This window comes from Paludibaculum fermentans, assembly GCF_051172195.1.
GTDB lineage: Bacteria > Acidobacteriota > Terriglobia > Bryobacterales > Bryobacteraceae > Paludibaculum > Paludibaculum fermentans_A.
The window spans coordinates 6,048,234-6,064,674 of the sequence record NZ_JBPJAQ010000001.1; the positions used below are offsets into that span (position 1 = coordinate 6,048,234).

17 protein-coding genes are annotated in these 16,441 nt (G+C 63.7%); 10 read left to right on the forward strand and 7 right to left on the reverse strand.

Annotation, left to right across the window (positions count from 1 at the left end; all coding sequences use genetic code 11):
• Positions 1–35: 35 nt before the first annotated feature.
• Together ACR9Y2_RS24215 and ACR9Y2_RS24220 are read right to left on the reverse strand one after the other, a co-directional pair.
• Positions 36–1,070, reverse strand: coding sequence for a PfkB family carbohydrate kinase (locus ACR9Y2_RS24215; protein WP_435044250.1), 1,035 nt, complete (start codon positions 1,068–1,070; stop codon positions 36–38).
• A 27-nt stretch (positions 1,071–1,097) separates the two neighbouring features.
• Positions 1,098–2,156, reverse strand: coding sequence for a hypothetical protein (locus tag ACR9Y2_RS24220; protein ID WP_435044251.1), 1,059 nt, complete (start codon positions 2,154–2,156; stop codon positions 1,098–1,100).
• A gap of 127 nt (positions 2,157–2,283) precedes the next feature.
• Here ACR9Y2_RS24220 and ACR9Y2_RS24225 point away from each other — a divergent pair, with 127 nt between their 5' ends.
• From ACR9Y2_RS24225 to ACR9Y2_RS24240, 4 genes are all read left to right on the forward strand, one after another.
• Positions 2,284–2,688: a hypothetical protein gene (locus ACR9Y2_RS24225; protein WP_435044252.1), complete on the forward strand. Its 405-nt coding sequence runs from the start codon at positions 2,284–2,286 to the stop codon at positions 2,686–2,688.
• A gap of 110 nt (positions 2,689–2,798) precedes the next feature.
• Entirely contained in the window at positions 2,799–3,758 is a 960-nt protein-coding gene (locus ACR9Y2_RS24230; protein WP_435044253.1) for an AAA family ATPase, read from the forward strand.
• 5 nt (positions 3,759–3,763) lie between these two features.
• Complete coding sequence (ychF, locus tag ACR9Y2_RS24235) at positions 3,764–4,837, forward strand: redox-regulated ATPase YchF (RefSeq protein ID WP_194450914.1); 1,074 nt, start codon at positions 3,764–3,766, stop codon at positions 4,835–4,837.
• Positions 4,838–4,929: 92 nt separating this feature from the next.
• On the forward strand, positions 4,930–6,018 hold the full coding sequence (locus ACR9Y2_RS24240; protein ID WP_435044254.1) for an alpha/beta hydrolase: 1,089 nt from the start codon (positions 4,930–4,932) through the stop codon (positions 6,016–6,018).
• Here the strand turns inward: ACR9Y2_RS24240 and ACR9Y2_RS24245 are convergent.
• The 5 genes from ACR9Y2_RS24245 to ACR9Y2_RS24265 are packed head-to-tail and all read right to left on the reverse strand — an operon-like array spanning position 6,003 to position 11,919.
• On the reverse strand, positions 6,003–7,763 hold the full coding sequence (locus ACR9Y2_RS24245; protein WP_435044255.1) for an alpha-galactosidase: 1,761 nt from the start codon (positions 7,761–7,763) through the stop codon (positions 6,003–6,005). The genes ACR9Y2_RS24240 and ACR9Y2_RS24245 overlap by 16 nt on opposite strands.
• A gap of 2 nt (positions 7,764–7,765) precedes the next feature.
• Positions 7,766–8,818: a family 20 glycosylhydrolase gene (locus ACR9Y2_RS24250; RefSeq protein ID WP_435044256.1), complete on the reverse strand. Its 1,053-nt coding sequence runs from the start codon at positions 8,816–8,818 to the stop codon at positions 7,766–7,768.
• Positions 8,819–8,846: 28 nt separating this feature from the next.
• On the reverse strand, positions 8,847–10,331 hold the full coding sequence (gene lnt, locus ACR9Y2_RS24255; RefSeq protein ID WP_435044257.1) for an apolipoprotein N-acyltransferase: 1,485 nt from the start codon (positions 10,329–10,331) through the stop codon (positions 8,847–8,849).
• Complete coding sequence (gene lipA / locus ACR9Y2_RS24260) at positions 10,331–11,263, reverse strand: lipoyl synthase (RefSeq protein WP_435044258.1); 933 nt, start codon at positions 11,261–11,263, stop codon at positions 10,331–10,333. Before lipA ends, lnt begins: the two co-directional genes overlap by 1 nt.
• Positions 11,263–11,919 (reverse strand): hypothetical protein, encoded by a 657-nt coding sequence (locus tag ACR9Y2_RS24265; protein WP_435044259.1) that lies wholly within the window; start codon positions 11,917–11,919, stop codon positions 11,263–11,265. The genes lipA and ACR9Y2_RS24265 overlap by 1 nt, the downstream gene beginning before the upstream one ends.
• A gap of 152 nt (positions 11,920–12,071) precedes the next feature.
• On the opposite strand from ACR9Y2_RS24265, the gene ACR9Y2_RS24270 reads away from it, so the two are divergent.
• From ACR9Y2_RS24270 to fliG, 6 genes are all read left to right on the forward strand, one after another.
• Positions 12,072–12,476 (forward strand): YkgJ family cysteine cluster protein, encoded by a 405-nt coding sequence (locus ACR9Y2_RS24270; RefSeq protein ID WP_435044260.1) that lies wholly within the window; start codon positions 12,072–12,074, stop codon positions 12,474–12,476.
• Between the two features lie 75 nt (positions 12,477–12,551).
• On the forward strand, positions 12,552–12,929 hold the full coding sequence (locus ACR9Y2_RS24275) for a flagellar basal body rod protein FlgB (protein ID WP_435044261.1): 378 nt from the start codon (positions 12,552–12,554) through the stop codon (positions 12,927–12,929).
• A complete protein-coding gene (gene flgC / locus ACR9Y2_RS24280; protein WP_435044262.1) occupies positions 12,926–13,363 on the forward strand; it encodes a flagellar basal body rod protein FlgC in 438 nt (145 codons plus the stop codon). The genes ACR9Y2_RS24275 and flgC overlap by 4 nt, the downstream gene beginning before the upstream one ends.
• A gap of 7 nt (positions 13,364–13,370) precedes the next feature.
• Positions 13,371–13,667 carry a flagellar hook-basal body complex protein FliE gene (fliE, locus tag ACR9Y2_RS24285; protein WP_435044263.1) on the forward strand — a complete coding sequence of 99 codons (297 nt, stop codon included), beginning with the start codon at positions 13,371–13,373 and terminating at the stop codon, positions 13,665–13,667.
• 22 nt (positions 13,668–13,689) lie between these two features.
• On the forward strand, positions 13,690–15,393 hold the full coding sequence (gene fliF / locus ACR9Y2_RS24290; RefSeq protein WP_435044264.1) for a flagellar basal-body MS-ring/collar protein FliF: 1,704 nt from the start codon (positions 13,690–13,692) through the stop codon (positions 15,391–15,393).
• Positions 15,390–16,430 carry a flagellar motor switch protein FliG gene (gene fliG / locus ACR9Y2_RS24295; protein WP_435044265.1) on the forward strand — a complete coding sequence of 347 codons (1,041 nt, stop codon included), beginning with the start codon at positions 15,390–15,392 and terminating at the stop codon, positions 16,428–16,430. The genes fliF and fliG overlap by 4 nt, the downstream gene beginning before the upstream one ends.
• Positions 16,431–16,441 lie beyond the last annotated feature (11 nt).

Consider the following 16,441-nt stretch of genomic DNA (forward strand, 5'->3'; position numbering starts at 1 on the left):
CCCAGCGGCCCTTTTTGTGTCTGGAGAGCTAATGTTTAGCGCTGCACGCGGCCGCTGCCGCCTTCCTTGATCAGGGCTTCGACTTCCGCCTTCGTGAAGCGGTTGAAGTCGCCAGGGACGGAGTGCTTGAGGCACGAGCCCGCGACAGCGAATTCCAACGCGTCCTGGTGCGTGGGCAGGTTGAGGAGGCCGTAGATCAGGCCGCCGGCGAAGGCATCACCGCCGCCCACACGATCGACAATGTGCGTGATGTCGTAGCGGCGGCTCAGCAGGAACTGTTCGCGGTTGTGCAGGCAGGCCGACCAGCCGTTGTGCGAGGCGCTGAAGCTCTCGCGCAGCGTGATGGCGATGGCCTTGAGGTTCGGATACGTATCGAGCACCTTCTTCGCCAGGGCCTCATACTGCGCCTGGTCGAGCTTACCGGAGTGCACGTCGACGTCGATCTTGATGCCCAGCGCCTTCTGGCAGTCTTCTTCGTTGGCGATGGCGAAGTCGACATACTGCACGAGCTGCGACATCACTTCCTGGGTCGACTTGCCGTACTTCCACAGGTTCTTGCGATAGTTCAGGTCGCACGACACGGTGACGCCCATCGCCTGGGCGGCTTTGGCGGCTTCGATGGAGAGGTCGGCCGCGGACTGCGTCAGGGCGGGGGTAATGCCGGTGATGTGGAACCAGCCGGCGTCGGCGAAGATGGCGTTCCAGTCGAGGTCGCCCGGCTTGGCCAGCGCGATGGAGCTGTTGGCGCGGTCGTAGACAACCTTGGAGGGCCGCTGGTTGGCGCCCGGTTCGACGAAGTAGATGCCGAAGCGGCCGGGGGCGCGGCGAATAAAACTGGTGTCGACGCCGAAGCCGCGCATCTGGTAGACGAAGGCTTCGGTGATGGGGTTATCGGGCAGCACGGTGACGAAGCGCGCCGGTTGGCCGTAGTTGGCGACCGAGACGGCCACATTGGCTTCGCCGCCGCCATAGGTGGCGACCAGCATGGGCGACATCATCAGGCGTTCATAACCGGGAGGCGCCAGGCGCAGCATGATTTCGCCGAACGTGACAACTGGTTTTTGTGACATGAAGGAAGACCTCTTGGACTATATGAATCAGGGAGCGGGCGAACCCAGGGTGACCGCTTCCAATCCGAAGCTGGCGTCCATCGACGGCAGCCCTTCGTAAGGCAGCGACGTGCCCGCCGGCAGGCGGTTGCGATCAAGAAATTCGAGGCGGATGCGGGCCACCAGGTCGGCCAGTTGGGGTGAAAGCGGGTAGGCGTTCAGCGAGACGCTCTGCTTCAGCGAGCCGCCCAGGGATTGCACCGTCTTCTCCAGGCGCTGGAAGGCCAGTCGGGCGTCGGCTTCCTGGTAGCGGAAGGCGAGTTGGGCGCCGCTAAAGATGAGACGGGGCGAGGAGACGGCTACGGCGCCTTCCTGGAAGCGGGCGCCACCGGCCGGGGGTTGGGCCAGGCGGGCGATGCCCTCGCAAGCAGCGGTGGGCTGGCTGACTGAGCGCTGAGCCTGGTAGAACAACAACTGGGCCTTGGGGAACAGCGCGGCGGCGGCGGTGCGCGCGGCAGCCACCTCTTCCAACGTCGGCGCGGCGCAGGCCAGTTCCAGGACGTCATCCCCGCCGGCGCGGCTCTTCAACTGTTCCATGGTCTGCTGCAAGGCGGGCTGCTGTGCGGCCAGGAACGCGATTCCACCGGGATTCACTGGTTTGCGGTCCTGTAAGGTGGCTACGAGTTGCACCTGGGCGGCTTCCAGCGGCAGTCCGCCGACCAGGACCACAGAAACCACGGGCAGCGCGATCTTCTTCTCGGTGAACATCTCGCTGACGAGCGAGGGTATGCGGCGCAGGTCGCCGGTCCCGGCCACATAGGCCCGGATGCGGACAAACTGGGCGCCTTTGTTGTTCTGCTGCAACCACTTCAGCGCGTCGCGGGTCTGTTGGGAGAGCAGGCCCTTGGCCGACAGGGGGGTGACCAGGAAGGCGAGCCTGGCCGTATCGGCGGCGATGGCCGACGGGGGATCCGGCGCCACCTCCAGGGTTTGCGTGAAGTCCTCGTCCTTCTTGTTTTTTTTCTTCTTCCCCTGGGAGAAGGCCTGGGACTGCAGCACGGCCACCAGGCAAGCCAATACCACAGCCGCTCGAAGCATGCGAGTCATGGCAGTGAACTTGTATCGTATCAGACCCCGCGGCGCCTCCGGCCCGCGGAATGATTGGGGCTTGACTTCAAATCGGACATAACTATCCTTAAGGGCGGCACGAGTCAGTCGGAGAAAGGAAGCCGCCGTGAACAAGTTCCTTGCACTTTTGGTGATTCTGGCTGGATTTGTCATTCTGTTCGGGGTAGGGAAGGCCTGGAAACTGAAGCCTGAAACTCCGGAAAACCACACGCTGCACAAAGGCGAAGTGGCGGTGCTGACCACCACGACGGGGCAGGCGATCTGGCTGGCGGAGGCGAAAGACCAGACCCGCAGCCTGCAAAGCGCCATGGGCAAGCAGGACCGCCTGGCCCTGGAGAAGGCCGAAATCGCCCAAACCGCCTTTCCGGCCACGACCGGAACCCAGGTGCGAGTGAAGGTGGAAGACGGCAGCCGCTATCAGGTGGAGATCCTCGACGGGCTGGCCGCCGGCAAGCTGGGCTGGGTGGAATTCGAGTATCTGCGGCCCATCCGGCCGTCCGAAACCCACTAGCGCTGTGAGGGTTGCACGTTCGGCCGGCGCCGGGCGTCGATTCCTGCAGCGAAGCATTTCGCGCAAACGGCGAGCTGTCTTCGCTGAAGAATCGCTATCATAGAAACAACATGCACGGCCCTGAGGCCGCGGTCTCGGCCGCAACCAGATTGGCAGAACTCGAAGCGTCGCTGAACGCGGTGATCCGCGGCAAGGCCGATGTCATTCGTATGTCCGTAGTGTGTCTGCTGTCGCGCGGGCACCTGCTGATTGAAGACGTCCCCGGCGTCGGGAAGACCACGCTGGCCCAGGCTTTGGCCCGCACCGTGAGCTGCGGTTTCCAGCGTCTGCAATGTACTGCCGACATGCTGCCCGGCGACATCCTGGGCGTCACCATCTACAACGCCCGTACGGGCGAATTCGAGTTCAAGCCCGGCCCCATCTTCACCAGTTTCCTGCTGGCCGACGAGATCAATCGCGCCACGCCCAAGACGCAGTCCGCGCTGCTGGAAGCGATGAACGAGCGCCAGATCTCCATCGATGGCCACACTTACCCCATGGCGGAGCCGTTTCTGGTGATCGCCACCCAGAATCCGGTGGAGCATCACGGGACTTATCCCCTGCCGGAATCGCAGCTCGACCGCTTCCTGATGCGGCTGCGCATCGGCTACCCGGACCGCGCCAGCGAACGCGAGATCCTGCGCCAGTCGCCGGGAGTCAACGGACCCGCCCCGCAGGCCATTTTGACCCCTGAGGAGCTGCTCAGCGCCCAACTCGCCGCGGAACGCGTGAGCGTGGACGAAGCCCTGGTCAGCTACATGTTGAGCATCGTCGAGGCCACGCGCGCCCACGAATCGCTGCTGCTGGGCGTCAGCCCGCGCGGCGCCCAGGCGCTGTATCGTGCCGTGCAGGCCCTGGCCCTGCTGGAGGGCCGCGACTACGTTCTTCCGGACGACATCAAACGCCTGGCCGTGCCGGTATTTGCGCACCGCGTGGTTCTCAACCAGCGCGTGTCGCTCTCCAACCGCTCGACGGAGACAGCCGAGCGGCTGCTGGCCGAAATCCTGAACCGGGTAGAAGTTCCCCTATAAGTTTTATGAAAACAGCCATTCTCGGTCTCCCCATGACGGGCAAGACCAGCTTGTTCACTATCCTCACGGGCGTACACGAAGCCACCCGCGTAGGCACGATGGAAGCGCGTGTCGGCATGACCAAAGTGCCAGACCAGCGCATCGACGCCCTCGCCAAAATCTTCCTGCCGCCGAAGATCACATACGCCACCATCGAATTCCTCGACTTCCCGGCCATCTCCAAGGAAGCCCTGCGCGATCCCAGCTATCTGGCCAGCCTGCGCGTGGTGGACGCCATCGCCCACGTGGTCCGCGTCTTTGAAGACGACACCGTGCCGCACGAGAAGGGCAACGTCGATCCGCGCCGTGACATCGAAGACCTCGACATGGAACTGATTCTCAGCGACCTCGTCGTCGTCGAAAAGCGGCTGGAACGCCTGGAAAAAGAGCGCAAGAAGATCCGCGACCAGTCGCTCGACCGCGAATTTGAGCTGCTGGAAATCGCCAAGGGCAAGCTGGAAGCGGGCGAGCCGCTGCGCGCCTGGGAACTCGAACCGGCCGACGAAAAGCTGCTGCGCGGTTTCCAGTTCCTCTCGCAGAAGCCGATTCTGCTGGTGATGAACCTGGGTGAAGCCGACGCCGCCACTCTGCCGGAAAAAGAGGCCAGCCTGCGCGAGCAACTGCTCTCCGGCAAGGCGAACGCCGAACTCTGCGCCGTGTGCGGCAAGATCGAAGCCGAACTGTCGGAGCTCTCGCCCGAAGAGGCTGCCGAGTATATGACGAGCTACGGCCTGCCCGGCAGCAGCCTGGGCCGCCTGATCAATGTGATGTACCGCCTGCTGGGCCTGATGAGCTTCCTCACCGCCGGCGAGACGGAAGTGCGCGCCTGGACCATTCCGATCAACTCCACCGCGGTGAAGGCGGCCGGCGCCATTCACTCCGACTTCGAGAAGAAGTTCATCCGCGCCGAAGTCGTGAACTGGCAGACGCTGGTCGACCAGAACGGCTACGGCGGCTTGCGCGAGAAGGGCCAGTTGCGGCTGGAAGGCAAGGAGTACATCGTCAAGGACGGCGATGTGCTGGTCATCCGCCACAGCTAAAGACAAGGCTGCCGTCGTCAGGGAGCGGGCACCCGGAAATGGGTCCCCCGCTCCGCCGCACCCGTAAATCCCGCCCATCTCGGAGGATCCGCATGAAGCAGTTCCCAACGGCTCTACTGTTGTCGATTCTTCCGATGTGCGTAGCCGGCCAGGCCCAGCCGCGTGTCGAAACCGGCAGCTTGAACGGCGCGAGCTACCGCATTGATGTGCCTGCCCGCTGGACCGGTGTTCTCCTTGTCTACTGCCACGGCTACGACGGCAATCCCGTCAAGTTCGCACAGAACGAGAAACCGCAGTTCTCCGGATTTCTCGACAGCGGAGTGGCCGTCATCCAATCCGGCTACGCGACTGGCGGCTGGGCGATCGAGCAGGCGGTCCAGGACACTGAAGCCGTGCGCCGCTATTTCAGCGGCAAGTACGGCAAACCCGTGGAGACCTTCGTCATGGGCCATTCCATGGGCGGCTTCCTCACCATGACCCTGTTGGAGAAGTTCCCCAGTGCCTACGATGGCGGCCTCGCCCTGTGCGGCCCGCTGGGCTCGGCCGAGCAGTTCATCCAGCACCGCGTGTTCGACATGCGCGTCGTCTTTGACTACTATTTCCCGGGCGCGCTGCCCAACCCGGCCAAGGTGCCAGCGTCCTATCGCATGACCTCCGAGAAGACCGCCGAGGTCGAAGCCCTGCTGAAGTCGAAACCCCAGCAGGCCGCCGCGGTGCGCCAGTGGGCCGGCATCCCCGCGAATCACGACCTCGCCGACACCCTCGTCTTCTGGACCTACGTCCTGCTCGACCTGCAGCAGCGCGGCGGCGGCAACCCCTTCGACAACCGCGACACCATCTACAGCGGCTCGCCCGACGACAACAAGCTGAACGACGGGGTCGCGCGCTACACCGCTGATCCGCGCGCCGCAGAGTACCTCCGCACCTACTACTCGCCCACCGGCCGCCTCACACGGCCCCTGCTCGCCATCCACACCACCTACGATCCGCTGGTGCCACCCTCGGTCCCCAACGCCTATGCCGACCTCGTTCGCTATGCCGGGGCTGGGCAGTGGTTCGCCCAGCAGTACGTTCGCCGCGGCGGCCACTGCTCTATCACGCCGCAGGAGACGGAACGCGGCTTCCGCGCCCTGCAGATGTGGAAATCCTCAGGGAAACGGCCTGTTCAGCCACCCAATTGAAACACGCGGCCCGAATGCGGCGGCATCTCCGGCACCTCGCAATCGCCTCTGTGTCTGCCCATGTCCTCATCCGTGAGGAAGTCTTTCACCTGCACGAGCCCCGGCAGCAGGAAGGATTGCGTCACCGTCTGGTCCGACCAGTTCAGGACGAACACCAGCTCGTGGCCCGGCCGCTTCATCCGGCCGATTTTGAACTCCGGATCGAATGCGGCCGCCTGCCCGGTGGGCCGCAGCTTCAGCAGCAGCGCTTTGCGTTCCGGTGTCATCTTCGTCAGGTCGTCGCCCGACAACAGCATGCCGCCCGTGGCATAGGTGGCCGCGGCATGGAACATAAACTCATCCTCAGGCAGGTCGCCCAGCAACACCAGCGCGTCGGGATCGTTCCACCACAAGCGGCCGTTCTGCCAGGCGCGGTTCAGATTTTCGCTGGCGACCATCCTCACTGTGCTCCACTTGCGGGAAATGTCGCCCGACGACCGCGACCCGTGAATCAGCCCCAATGACGGCCACATGGGATGGTTGCAGCCCAGCAGGAAGCTGCGCCCCGCGCCCTCAATGATCGCCTCCATCCCGCGCCGGTAAGCCTCCACGCGCGTCGCCTTGGCGTCCGACAGCCGCCCGCCGTGCATCGCGCCCCAGAAGTTCGCGTCCATCTTGAAATACGTGACGCCCCACTCCTGGTTCATCGTCCGGAACACCGTCTTTAAATGCTGCTGCACCGCCGGCTGCGTTGCATCCAGCGCGTACCACGGCCCGCGGCGCCACCCTCCGAACGTCACCTTGTTCGACGCCAGCGGAGCGCCCTGCTCGTCCTTCATGAACCAGCCCGGATGCTCAGTGAACAGCTTCGACTTCTCCTCCGCGATGAACGGAGCCACCCAGATCGCCGGCTCGAAGCCGCGCGTCTTGATCTCCTTCAACACCGCGCGGATATCGCCGCCGAACGCCGTACCCGTCTCCAGCCAGTCGCCCATCGCCGGCTGATACCCGTCGTCGATCTGCACATACTTCAGATTCGGAGCGTTCTTCGCGATCCACTCCAGGTTGTCGCGCACCTGCTGGGCCGTCACCTTCGGTCCGAAGCAATACCACGAGCACCAGCCCTCCGGCGGAGCCGTCCACTTCAGCGGAGGATGATTCTTCGCGATCAACCCGCCCAGTTGCTCGAACAGCGTCGCGCGGTTCGTTCCTTCCAGCCGGACGAACTCTTCCAGCGGCCACGTCTGCCCCGCAGCCAGTTCCAGCCCCTCGCAATCCAGCGTGACCTGCAGGGTCGACGGCCGGAAATGGAAGCGCCCGGCATAGCGCCGCGACGATGTGAACGCCATCAGCTCATGCCGGTTGGCCGCCGGCGACAGGCACGCGACGCTATACACCGTGGTCGCGTCCGCGGGCTCTGGGATCCGGTAATGCTTCCTGTCGAGATACCCGCCGATGGCCTGGGGCGCGCCCAGCGTACCGCCTGTCTGGCTCAACATCGTGAAGCCTTCGCCGTACAGCTTGGTCTCCGGCCCGTAGCCGTGCGGCCCCTCGAACAGCACGATCTCGCGCAGCTTCACCGCCTGCGTCCCGCTATTCGTGACGCTCGCCCGGCAGATTGCACCGGTCCACTGCCGCGTCACCTTGCAGGCCGCCGCCTCGTTTCCGTCCATCCCAATGGCCCGCGCCGGAGCCTTGTCCAACGCAGTGCCCACCACGGCCGGAGCCGCCAGCATCGAAAAGTTGAATTCGCGTCGAGTCAGCATGGCTAGTTCATCGTCCTCAATTCAGCGAACAGAGAGCGGAAGCACTCCACCGCCTCCGGCACGCCCTGCTTCGGCGTTTCCCCTTCGTGGAAGTAGGCGCGGACGAACGGTCCGAAGCCCACCCAGGTCGTCTGCAGCAGGCCCAGCATCCTGTCGCCCACCAGCGTGGTGGAGTGCGCCCGGGCGTCGCGGATCTGTGCCAGTTGGCCCAGCGCCACCGGAGTCTTCTTCCAGGGCGAGCTCACCACGCGAAAGCCCGACAGTGCGAAGTAGGTACCGGTCGCATGCGGAGCCTCATAGTGCCAGTCATTGATCACCACATCCTTCGGGATCAGCGCCAGCGCCGGAGCCGTCTTGTTCATGCTCGCCTCCCATTTGCCGATGCCCGTCACTTGGCCGTCGATCAGCCGGTCGCCCCAGATCCACAGCTCCTTCTTCTGCTTCGCCAGATGGCCGTGAATCGCCTTCACCTCATTCGCGAACAGTTCGGCGGTATTGCGGCCCCGGCAGCGTTTGCACTCCTTCTCGCCAAGCAGGAACACCTCGTCCATGCCCGCATGAAAGGCATCGGCGCCCGTCACGGCCATCAGTTCGTCGATCAGGTCAAACAGCACCGCGTGGATCTTCGGATGCCGCGGGCAGTAGCTGCGGCAGTAGATGTCCTTGTTCTCGGGATACTTCTTCGGCGTCTCATCGAACTCCGGATGCGCGCGCAGCAGCCCAAAGGTTGTCTTCGCCCACGACTGGTGGCCCAGCAGGTTGATCAACGGAATCAGCCGCACATTCGCCTTGCGGCACGCCGCGGCCAGTTGCCGCACCTGGTCCGCCGACAGCGCGTTGGCGTCCACCACCTCCGGATGGCTGGTGTATTGATAGCGGTAGTTGAACTCGAGCACCAGGACGTTGACGCCCTCTTTCGGCAAAGCCTCTTCGATGAAGCGCAGCGCCAAAGGCATCTCTTCCGGCATGGGGGCGCCCAGGTGGATGCCGCGCACTGGCAGCGGAGCCGCCTGCGCGCACACCGCCAAAGTCAGCAGGAGAAACAATCGAAACATGGCGCGCCCATTTTACTGCGCCGGGCCATTACTCCGCCGGGCGATAGGACGGGAGCTGCGTATACACGACGCCGGCCAGGCCCGCAGCCAGGCAGAGCCAGGCGAACCAGTCGCCATACTGCGTGTAAAGCGTCTTTGTGCGGTTCCAGCCGAAACGCAGGCGCCCGCTGGTGAGCTTGTACTCGGGCAGGCTGTCCCAGATCCGGCCGGCCGGATCGATCGACGCCGTGATGCCGTCATTGGCCGGCCGCAGCACCCAGCGCTGGTTTTCCACCGCCCGCATGCGCACCAGTTGCAGATGCTGCTGGCGTGCAATGCCGTGCCCGAAGTAGCCGTCGTTGGTGAGGTTGATCAGCACCTCCGCGCCGCTCTTCGCGAAATCGCGGATGTAACTGGGGAAGGCGGATTCATAACAGATGAACGCCCCCAGCGTATGGCCTTCCGTGATGAACACCTTCGGACCCGTGCCTGGCGCGTAGTTGCCCGCCTCGCTCGAGATCTTCTGGATCCAGCCGAAACCGCCCGGAATGTACTCGCCGAACGGTACCAGGTTTACCTTGTCATACCGCCCCAGCAACTGGCCTTCCGGCCCCAGCAGGATGGCCGAATTCAGCGGCTCCTTCTGTGCCGTATAGGCCACCCCGGCAAACAGTAGCGGAGCCCCGGCCAGCCGGGCCGCCCCCGTCACCTGTTCACGGAACGCCGCGTCGTCATAGTAGTAGAACGGAGCCGGAGCCTCGGGCCACAGCACCAGGCTCGGCTTGGGCTTGGCCACATCCAACGCCTCCTGCAGCGTCAGCAGCGACAGCCGCTTCACCACCCGATCCTTCTCCTCGACCGTCCACTTCACGTCCGCGCCGATATTGGTCTGGATTGCCGCCGCCTGGGCCTCAGGCGCCTTGGTGGGGCCGGCCACCGGCAGCACGTACAGCAGCACCAGCGGCAGCAGCCAGGCCAGTTGGCGCCGGTCGCGCCGCAAGGCCACCATCGTCAAGCCTGTGGCCAGCAGGGTGAAGATGAACGACAACCCATACACCCCGAACACCGGAGCCGCCCGCAGCGGAGCCGCCATCTCGATGCCCGCATTGCCCAAAGTCAGCCAGGCGAAGCCGAGAGTGCCGTGCGTTCGCTCGATGCCGGTCCACAGCGCTGCCACGGCCGGGATGGCCCAGGAGCGATTCAGAACGAACCCAGCCAACCAGGCAAAGACACCCATATGCAGCCCCTTGGCGGCGGCAAAGAGCACCACGGCGAGCCAGCTCAGCGGTCCCGTCAAGCCGCCGTACGCGGCCAGGACGTCGCGGATCCAGTGGCACACAATCACCCAGTACAGAAAACCGCACAGCCAGCCCCACAGAAACCGGTGCTTGCCGTCCGGCTCCTGCGCCAGGGCATACAGTAGCGGAGTCAGGGCGACAGGAGCTAGCAGGGCAATCTGGAACGGCGGGAAGAGAACAATCAGAAAGACGGCCGTCAATACGGCTCCGGCCAGGGACAACTGCCAGCGGTACATTACAACTGCGCCTCGGGGCGCGCCTCCCGGGCCGAATGATTCACCAGGTCGGCCATGTAACTGGAACGCACAAAGGGTCCAGCGAACACCTTCTTGAATCCAATCGATTCGCCGTACGCCTGCCAGCGCTCATAGCGCTCCGGCGGCACATGCTCGGCCACTTCCACGTTGCGCCGCGTCGGTTGCAGGTATTGGCCAATGGTCGCCACGTCGGCGTGTACGCCGCGCAGGTCGCGCAGCAGACCGTTGACCTCATCTTCCGTCTCGCCCAGCCCCACCATCAGGCCCGACTTCGTCAGGACGTCCGCCCGGTGACGCCGTGCAAAGCCCAGCACATCCAGCGACTGCTGGTAGTTCGCCTGTGGCCTGATCCTGCGATACAGCCGGGCAATCGTCTCCATGTTGTGGTTGAACACATGCGGGCCGGCGTCCAGCACCCGCGCGACGGCTTCCAGGTCTCCACAGAAGTCCGGCGTCAACACTTCCACCGTTGCCTCGGGCAGGGCTTCCCTGACGCGCCGCACCGTTTCGGCGAAATGGTGCGAGCCGCCGTCGGCCAGGTCGTCGCGATTCACGCTCGTGATCACCACATAGCGGAGCCCCATCTGCGCCGCCATCCGCGCCACATTGGCCGGCTCCAGCGGATCGATGGGCATCTCCTGCTTCTCCGGCGAACCCTTGGGCACGGAGCAGAAGGTGCACCCGCGGGTACAGATGTTGCCCAGGATCATGAACGTGGCCGCGCCGCGGTGGAAGCACTCGTGAATGTTAGGGCAGCGCGCCGACTCACACACCGTGTGCAGGTTGTGCCCGCGCAGGTCGTTCTTCAACAACTGCACCGAATGGAAGTGCGTATCCGGCTTGCGCAGAAACTCCGGCAGCCGCAGGCGCTGCTTCTTCGGCCGCGGGTCCAGTTGGACGAGGGAATCCATCAATATTTCACGACGTACGGAGATTTGACACCAAGTTCACCCAGCTTCACTCGCGCGCTCGCAATGGCTTCATTGCCGCCCAGCGGTCCAATGATCACACGGAACAACTCGCTCGACTTCGGCGAGGGCGTCACATATCCATGCAGTCCGGTCTTACCGCCAATCGCGCCCAGCATCGATTCCGCCTCAGCCCGGCGCGTCGCCGCGGCTTGCAGGTAAGTGCCCGCGGGCGGCGCCTGCACGAAGCCCGCCGGTGCTGCCCGCACCGGTTCCGGCTTCGGAGTTTCCTTCTTCGCGGTTTCCTTTTTGGGCGTTTCCTTCTTAGGAGCGGGCGGCGGTTCCACCTGCTTCTGGGGCGCCGGTTCCGGCTGCCGCTCGACAGGCTGGTCGACCGGCTTCTCCGCCGGTTTCTCCACGGTTTCGGGTTCCGTCGCGGCGGGGATGGTCTCTTTCGCCGGATTCGGCGCGTCCACTGCCAGTGGCGGCTTGTCCACGGACTTGTTCTGCGCCACGGTTGTCCCGGCTCCCGTGCTGCGGCCGGCCAGGAATCCCATCGTAAAGAAGACGCCCAGCAGTACGATCACGATGAACAAAACGCTGAGCAGTTGTTTGTTTCCGAGGATAAGTTCAAACTCGCCGTCGTCTCTGGCTGCCATAAAAGAACCGCCGTCTCCCGTAAAACATCCGTCCGGCAAAATGTTGCGCGAACCGCACGTGCACAATGCCTTATTGTCGAGAATACCCCCCATCGGCCGGCTGGCACAACCGCCATCCCGGCGGAACGGCTATCCTGTCCGGTATGGAAGGCGTGCGTTTCACCTGCCAGCCCGGCTGTACCCGCTGTTGCGATATGGAAGGCTATGTCTATATCACGCAACAGGATCTGGAGAATGCAGCCCAATTCTTAGGCCTCGCTCCAGCCGAGTTTGAGAAGAAATACGTCTACCGCACCCGCCACCTGCTGCGCCTGCGCAAACCCCGCGACCGCCAATGCCACTTCCTGCTGCACGGCGGCTGCTCCATTCACGAAAGCAAACCCACCCAATGCCGTCTGTTCCCCTTCTGGCCGGAACTGCTCGAAACACGCCAGGCCTGGGAGAAAACCGGCCGCCGCTGTCCCGGAATCGGCAAGGGCCGCTTGATCCAAATCGGTACAGCACATGAAACCGCTTCCGAAATGAAACTGGCCTACCCCTCAATGTACGAGGACTAATGGCTTTCCCTCATCCACCTCCAATACAAACATTCTAAAGGTCCGTTTCTCCTAATATCCCTCCGTCCGCGGCCGATGAGCTCTTGGCCCCCCATCTGCATTGACTTCACCATCATGCTACCGGCCATCACCTCTCGCCTCGAAGGCTACATGGACCTGCTGGCAGACCGCCAGAAGCTTGTCGCGGCCAATCTGGCCAACCTCGATACCCCCGGCTATCGCACCAGGGACCTCGATTTTCAGTTCGAAGTCCTCTCCCAAACGCCAGGCGGCTCACCCAACGTGATCGAACCCACCGGCCTCACCATGAAGAATGACGGCAACAACGTGAGCCTCGACCGCGAATCGCGCCTGCTGGCCGAAAACGCCCTGCGCTTCAATGTCGCCACCAACCTGCTGCGCAACGAGCTCCGCATCGTGCGCAAAGCCATCGACGAAGGCAAGGGCGCATGAGCCTCTTCAACCTTCTATCGGTCAGCGCCTCCGGGATGGCCGCCCAACGCGCCCGCGCCGAAGTCATCGTCGAGAATCTGGCCAACTCCGAAACCACCCGCACTCCGGAGGGCGGTCCCTATCGCCGCAAGGACGTGGTGTTCGAATCCGAGGCCCAGGGTTCGCCGTTCTCCGCGGTCTTCCAGGCAGAGATGTCGGCCGGCTCGATGGGCGTCGGCGTCTCCCAGGTTATCGAGGACAGCCGACCGCCGGATATGCGCTACCAGCCCGGTCATCCGCATGCCGATGCCCGCGGCTATGTGGCCTTCCCGCACATGAGTCCAGCCGAGGAGATGGTCGACCTCATGGGCGCCACTCGCGGCTATCAGGCAAATGTAGCCGCGATTTCCGCTGTCAAAGACATGGTCTCCAAGTCCATCGAGCTGATGAAGTAATGCGCCTATGACGATCCCGCCCATTTCCCCTATCCAACTGCCGCCCAGTATCGGCCAGATCCGGGTGCAGGCGCCCGGCGGCGGCGAATCGTTCCGGTCGGTGATGAACGGCGCCGTGGAAACGGTCAACACCATCCAGAACGAGGCGCACGCCAGCGTGGAGAGTTTCCTGAACGGCGAAGGGCAGGACCTGCACAAGGTCGCCCTCGACCAGCAGAGGGCCGGCATCGCCTTCGACCTGTTTCTCCAGGTGCGCAACAAGATGGTCTCGGCTTACCAGGAAGTGATGCGCATGCAGGTCTGAGCGGCTGCGCGCACCAGAAGAGATGGGACAGTTCAAGCAAATCCTCGCCGGCCTGACGCTCCGCCAGCGGATTGTCATCGTCTTGGCAACCGCCGCCGTCGTGGCCGGCATCGTGTTCGGCATCCAATGGAATAAGGATCGCGACCTGCGCCCGCTGTTCACTGAGGTCAGCGCCGAAGACTCCGGCGCCCTGGTGGAACGGCTCAAAACCGGGAATGTCCCTTACAAAGTCGCGGACAACGGTACCATCCTCGTCCCCTCGGCCCGCGTCGCCGAATTGCGGATCGAGATGGCCGCCGCCGGATTGCCGCGCACCGGCCGCCTCGGCTTTGAACTCTTCGATAAAACCAACCTCGGCACGACAGACTTCGCCGAACACGTGAACTTTCGCCGCGCCCTGGAAGGCGAACTCGAGCGCAGCGTCATTGCCCTCGCCGAGGTCGACCGCGCCCGTGTCCACGTCACCTTCGCCAAGGAGTCGGTCTTTCTGGAGAACCGCCAGCCCGCCAAAGCCAGCGTCATGTTGCGGCTGCGCCCCGGCGCGAAGCTGTCGGCCGCCAATGTCGTGGCGATTCAGCACCTTACGTCGAGTGCCGTGGAAGGCTTGTCGCCCGAATCCGTGTCTATCCTCGACATGAGCGGCAACCTGCTCAGCAAACCTCATCGGGAGGCCGACTCGGAGACAGGCAACTCCAGCGCCATGCTCGAGTTTCGCCAGGGGCTGGAGCGCGACTACCTCGCCAAGATCCGCTCCACGCTCGATCCTTTGCTCGGCTCCGAAAAGTACCGCGCCGGCATCAGTCTGGAGTGCGACTTCACCAGCGGTGAGCAGAGCGAAGAGGTCTTCGACCCCAACCGTTCCGTCATGCTCACATCGCAGAAGACTGAGGACGCCAGCGGCATCGGCGCGACAGCCGGAGTGCCGGGCGCCGCCTCCAATCTCCCCAGGCCGGTGCCCCGCGCCGGCAGTTCGGGCGGCGGTGTCTCCCGCAAAACCGAAAATGTCGCCTATCAGACCAGCCGCACCATCAAGCACCTGAAGTTGCCGCTGGGCACGGTGAAGCGGCTCTCCGTCTCCATCCTGCTCGACCAGTCATTGCGCTGGGAGGGCACCGGGCCCAAGGCTCGGCGCGTCCTGGAGCCGCTCTCCCCGGACACATTGAAGGTAGTCAAGGATGTTGTCGCCGGCACGGTCGGGTTCCAGGCTGAACGGGGCGACGCATTGCTGGTGGAAACCCTGCCCTTCGAGGCAACTCTGGCCGTTCCGCCGCCCGATGCCCCGCCGTCTCGCCAGCCACCCGCCGGCGCTCCCGGTTTCAGCATGCCAGCCTGGATGAAGCCGCTGCTCGACAAAGCGCCCCTGCCGGTCTGGATGGGCGCCGCCGCGGTCCTGCTGGTTGTGATCGGTGTAGTGCTCTTCATCGTGTCGCGCGGCTTGATCCGGCGCCGCCGTCCGCTGGAGCCGGTGGTCGAGCCAGGCTCACCTCAGCTTCAAGGACCCGCTCCGGCGGCCGAAAAGAACTTCGAGGAGAAGGCCCTGGCCGTCATGGCTGGCAATCAGTCGGAACAGGATCGCTTGGATCGGGAGGCCCTGCTCTCCCTCCAAATGCCGCCCCAGACAAAGAAGGCTGAAGTTTTGAAGAAGGTGATCATGGAGGAGGCCAAGAAAGATCCCGCTGCCGCGGCCCAACTCCTGCGCACCTGGCTGTCGGAGCAGCGCCAATGATCACCAACATGACGCCCGACAAGGACGCCGCCCCAAAATACACGGGTGCCCAGAAGGCCGCGGTCCTCATGCTCACAATGGGCGACCAGCTCGGCGGCGAAGTGCTGAAACACATGGAAGAGGACGAAGTCGCCGACATCGGCAAGGAACTCGCCCGCATTCCTTCCATCACCGCAGAGGATGCCGAGTCGATTCTGGAAGAGTTCTACCAGATGTCGATGGCGCACGATTATGTCCTGAAAGGCGGCATCGACTACGCCCGCAAGATCCTCATCAACGCCTTCGGTGCCGAAACTGCCAAGAAGATCCTGGACCGGCTGGTCAAGATGCTGGGCCATGAAGCCGCCAGTTTCGACGCACTCCAGAAGGCCGACCCCCAACAGCTCGCCAAGTTCATCCACAGCGAGCATCCGCAGACCATCGCCCTCATCCTCAGCCACCTGAATCCCTCACAGGCGGCCGGGCTGTTGTTCTCCCTGCCGGTCGACCTGCGGGCCGATGTGTCGCTGCGCATGGCCAGCCTGGATCAGATATCTCCGGAGATTATCTCTAAGATTGCCATTATTATCGGGCAGAAACTCAAAGCATTAGGCGAGCTGAGCCGTGAGTCCTATGGCGGCGTCCGCGCCGTGGCTGAGATGTTCAACCGTCTCGACTCCTCGTCCAGCAAGGAGATCCTTGACAACATCGAACACAATGACGCGAACCTGGCTGAGACCATCCGCCACCTGATGTTCGTGTTCGAAGACCTCCTGCTGATCGACCAGAACGGTATCAAGGAACTGCTGGGCCGCATCGACCGCAAGGTTCTCACCATCGCGCTGAAGGGCACCAGCGAACAGTTGAAGAACCACTTCCTGCAGAGCATGTCCCAGCGCGGCGCCGAGATGATGCGCGAGGACATGGACTCGCTGGGGCCCGTCAAGATCAAGGAGGTCGAAGCGTCCCAGCAGCAGATCATCTCTGTCGTCCGCCAGTTGGAGACCGAAGGGGTAATCAGTCTGAAGGGCACGGTCGGCGAACAATATGTCGTTTAAGGCGATGGCCT

What these genes read in the sequence shown, in the direction of transcription:
- ACR9Y2_RS24215 (WP_435044250.1), bottom strand. Translation starts at nt 1,070, where the DNA reads ATGTCACAAAAACCAGTTGTCACGTTCGGCGAAATCATGCTGCGCCTG.
- ACR9Y2_RS24220 (WP_435044251.1), bottom strand. Translation starts at nt 2,156, where the DNA reads ATGACTCGCATGCTTCGAGCGGCTGTGGTATTGGCTTGCCTGGTGGCC.
- ACR9Y2_RS24230 (WP_435044253.1), top strand. Translation starts at nt 2,799, where the DNA reads ATGCACGGCCCTGAGGCCGCGGTCTCGGCCGCAACCAGATTGGCAGAA.
- ychF (WP_194450914.1), top strand. Translation starts at nt 3,764, where the DNA reads ATGAAAACAGCCATTCTCGGTCTCCCCATGACGGGCAAGACCAGCTTG.
- ACR9Y2_RS24240 (WP_435044254.1), top strand. Translation starts at nt 4,930, where the DNA reads ATGAAGCAGTTCCCAACGGCTCTACTGTTGTCGATTCTTCCGATGTGC.
- ACR9Y2_RS24245 (WP_435044255.1), bottom strand. Translation starts at nt 7,763, where the DNA reads ATGCTGACTCGACGCGAATTCAACTTTTCGATGCTGGCGGCTCCGGCC.
- ACR9Y2_RS24250 (WP_435044256.1), bottom strand. Translation starts at nt 8,818, where the DNA reads ATGTTTCGATTGTTTCTCCTGCTGACTTTGGCGGTGTGCGCGCAGGCG.
- lnt (WP_435044257.1), bottom strand. Translation starts at nt 10,331, where the DNA reads ATGTACCGCTGGCAGTTGTCCCTGGCCGGAGCCGTATTGACGGCCGTC.
- lipA (WP_435044258.1), bottom strand. Translation starts at nt 11,263, where the DNA reads ATGGATTCCCTCGTCCAACTGGACCCGCGGCCGAAGAAGCAGCGCCTG.
- ACR9Y2_RS24265 (WP_435044259.1), bottom strand. Translation starts at nt 11,919, where the DNA reads ATGGCAGCCAGAGACGACGGCGAGTTTGAACTTATCCTCGGAAACAAA.
- ACR9Y2_RS24275 (WP_435044261.1), top strand. Translation starts at nt 12,552, where the DNA reads ATGAGCTCTTGGCCCCCCATCTGCATTGACTTCACCATCATGCTACCG.
- flgC (WP_435044262.1), top strand. Translation starts at nt 12,926, where the DNA reads ATGAGCCTCTTCAACCTTCTATCGGTCAGCGCCTCCGGGATGGCCGCC.
- fliE (WP_435044263.1), top strand. Translation starts at nt 13,371, where the DNA reads ATGACGATCCCGCCCATTTCCCCTATCCAACTGCCGCCCAGTATCGGC.
- fliF (WP_435044264.1), top strand. Translation starts at nt 13,690, where the DNA reads ATGGGACAGTTCAAGCAAATCCTCGCCGGCCTGACGCTCCGCCAGCGG.
- fliG (WP_435044265.1), top strand. Translation starts at nt 15,390, where the DNA reads ATGATCACCAACATGACGCCCGACAAGGACGCCGCCCCAAAATACACG.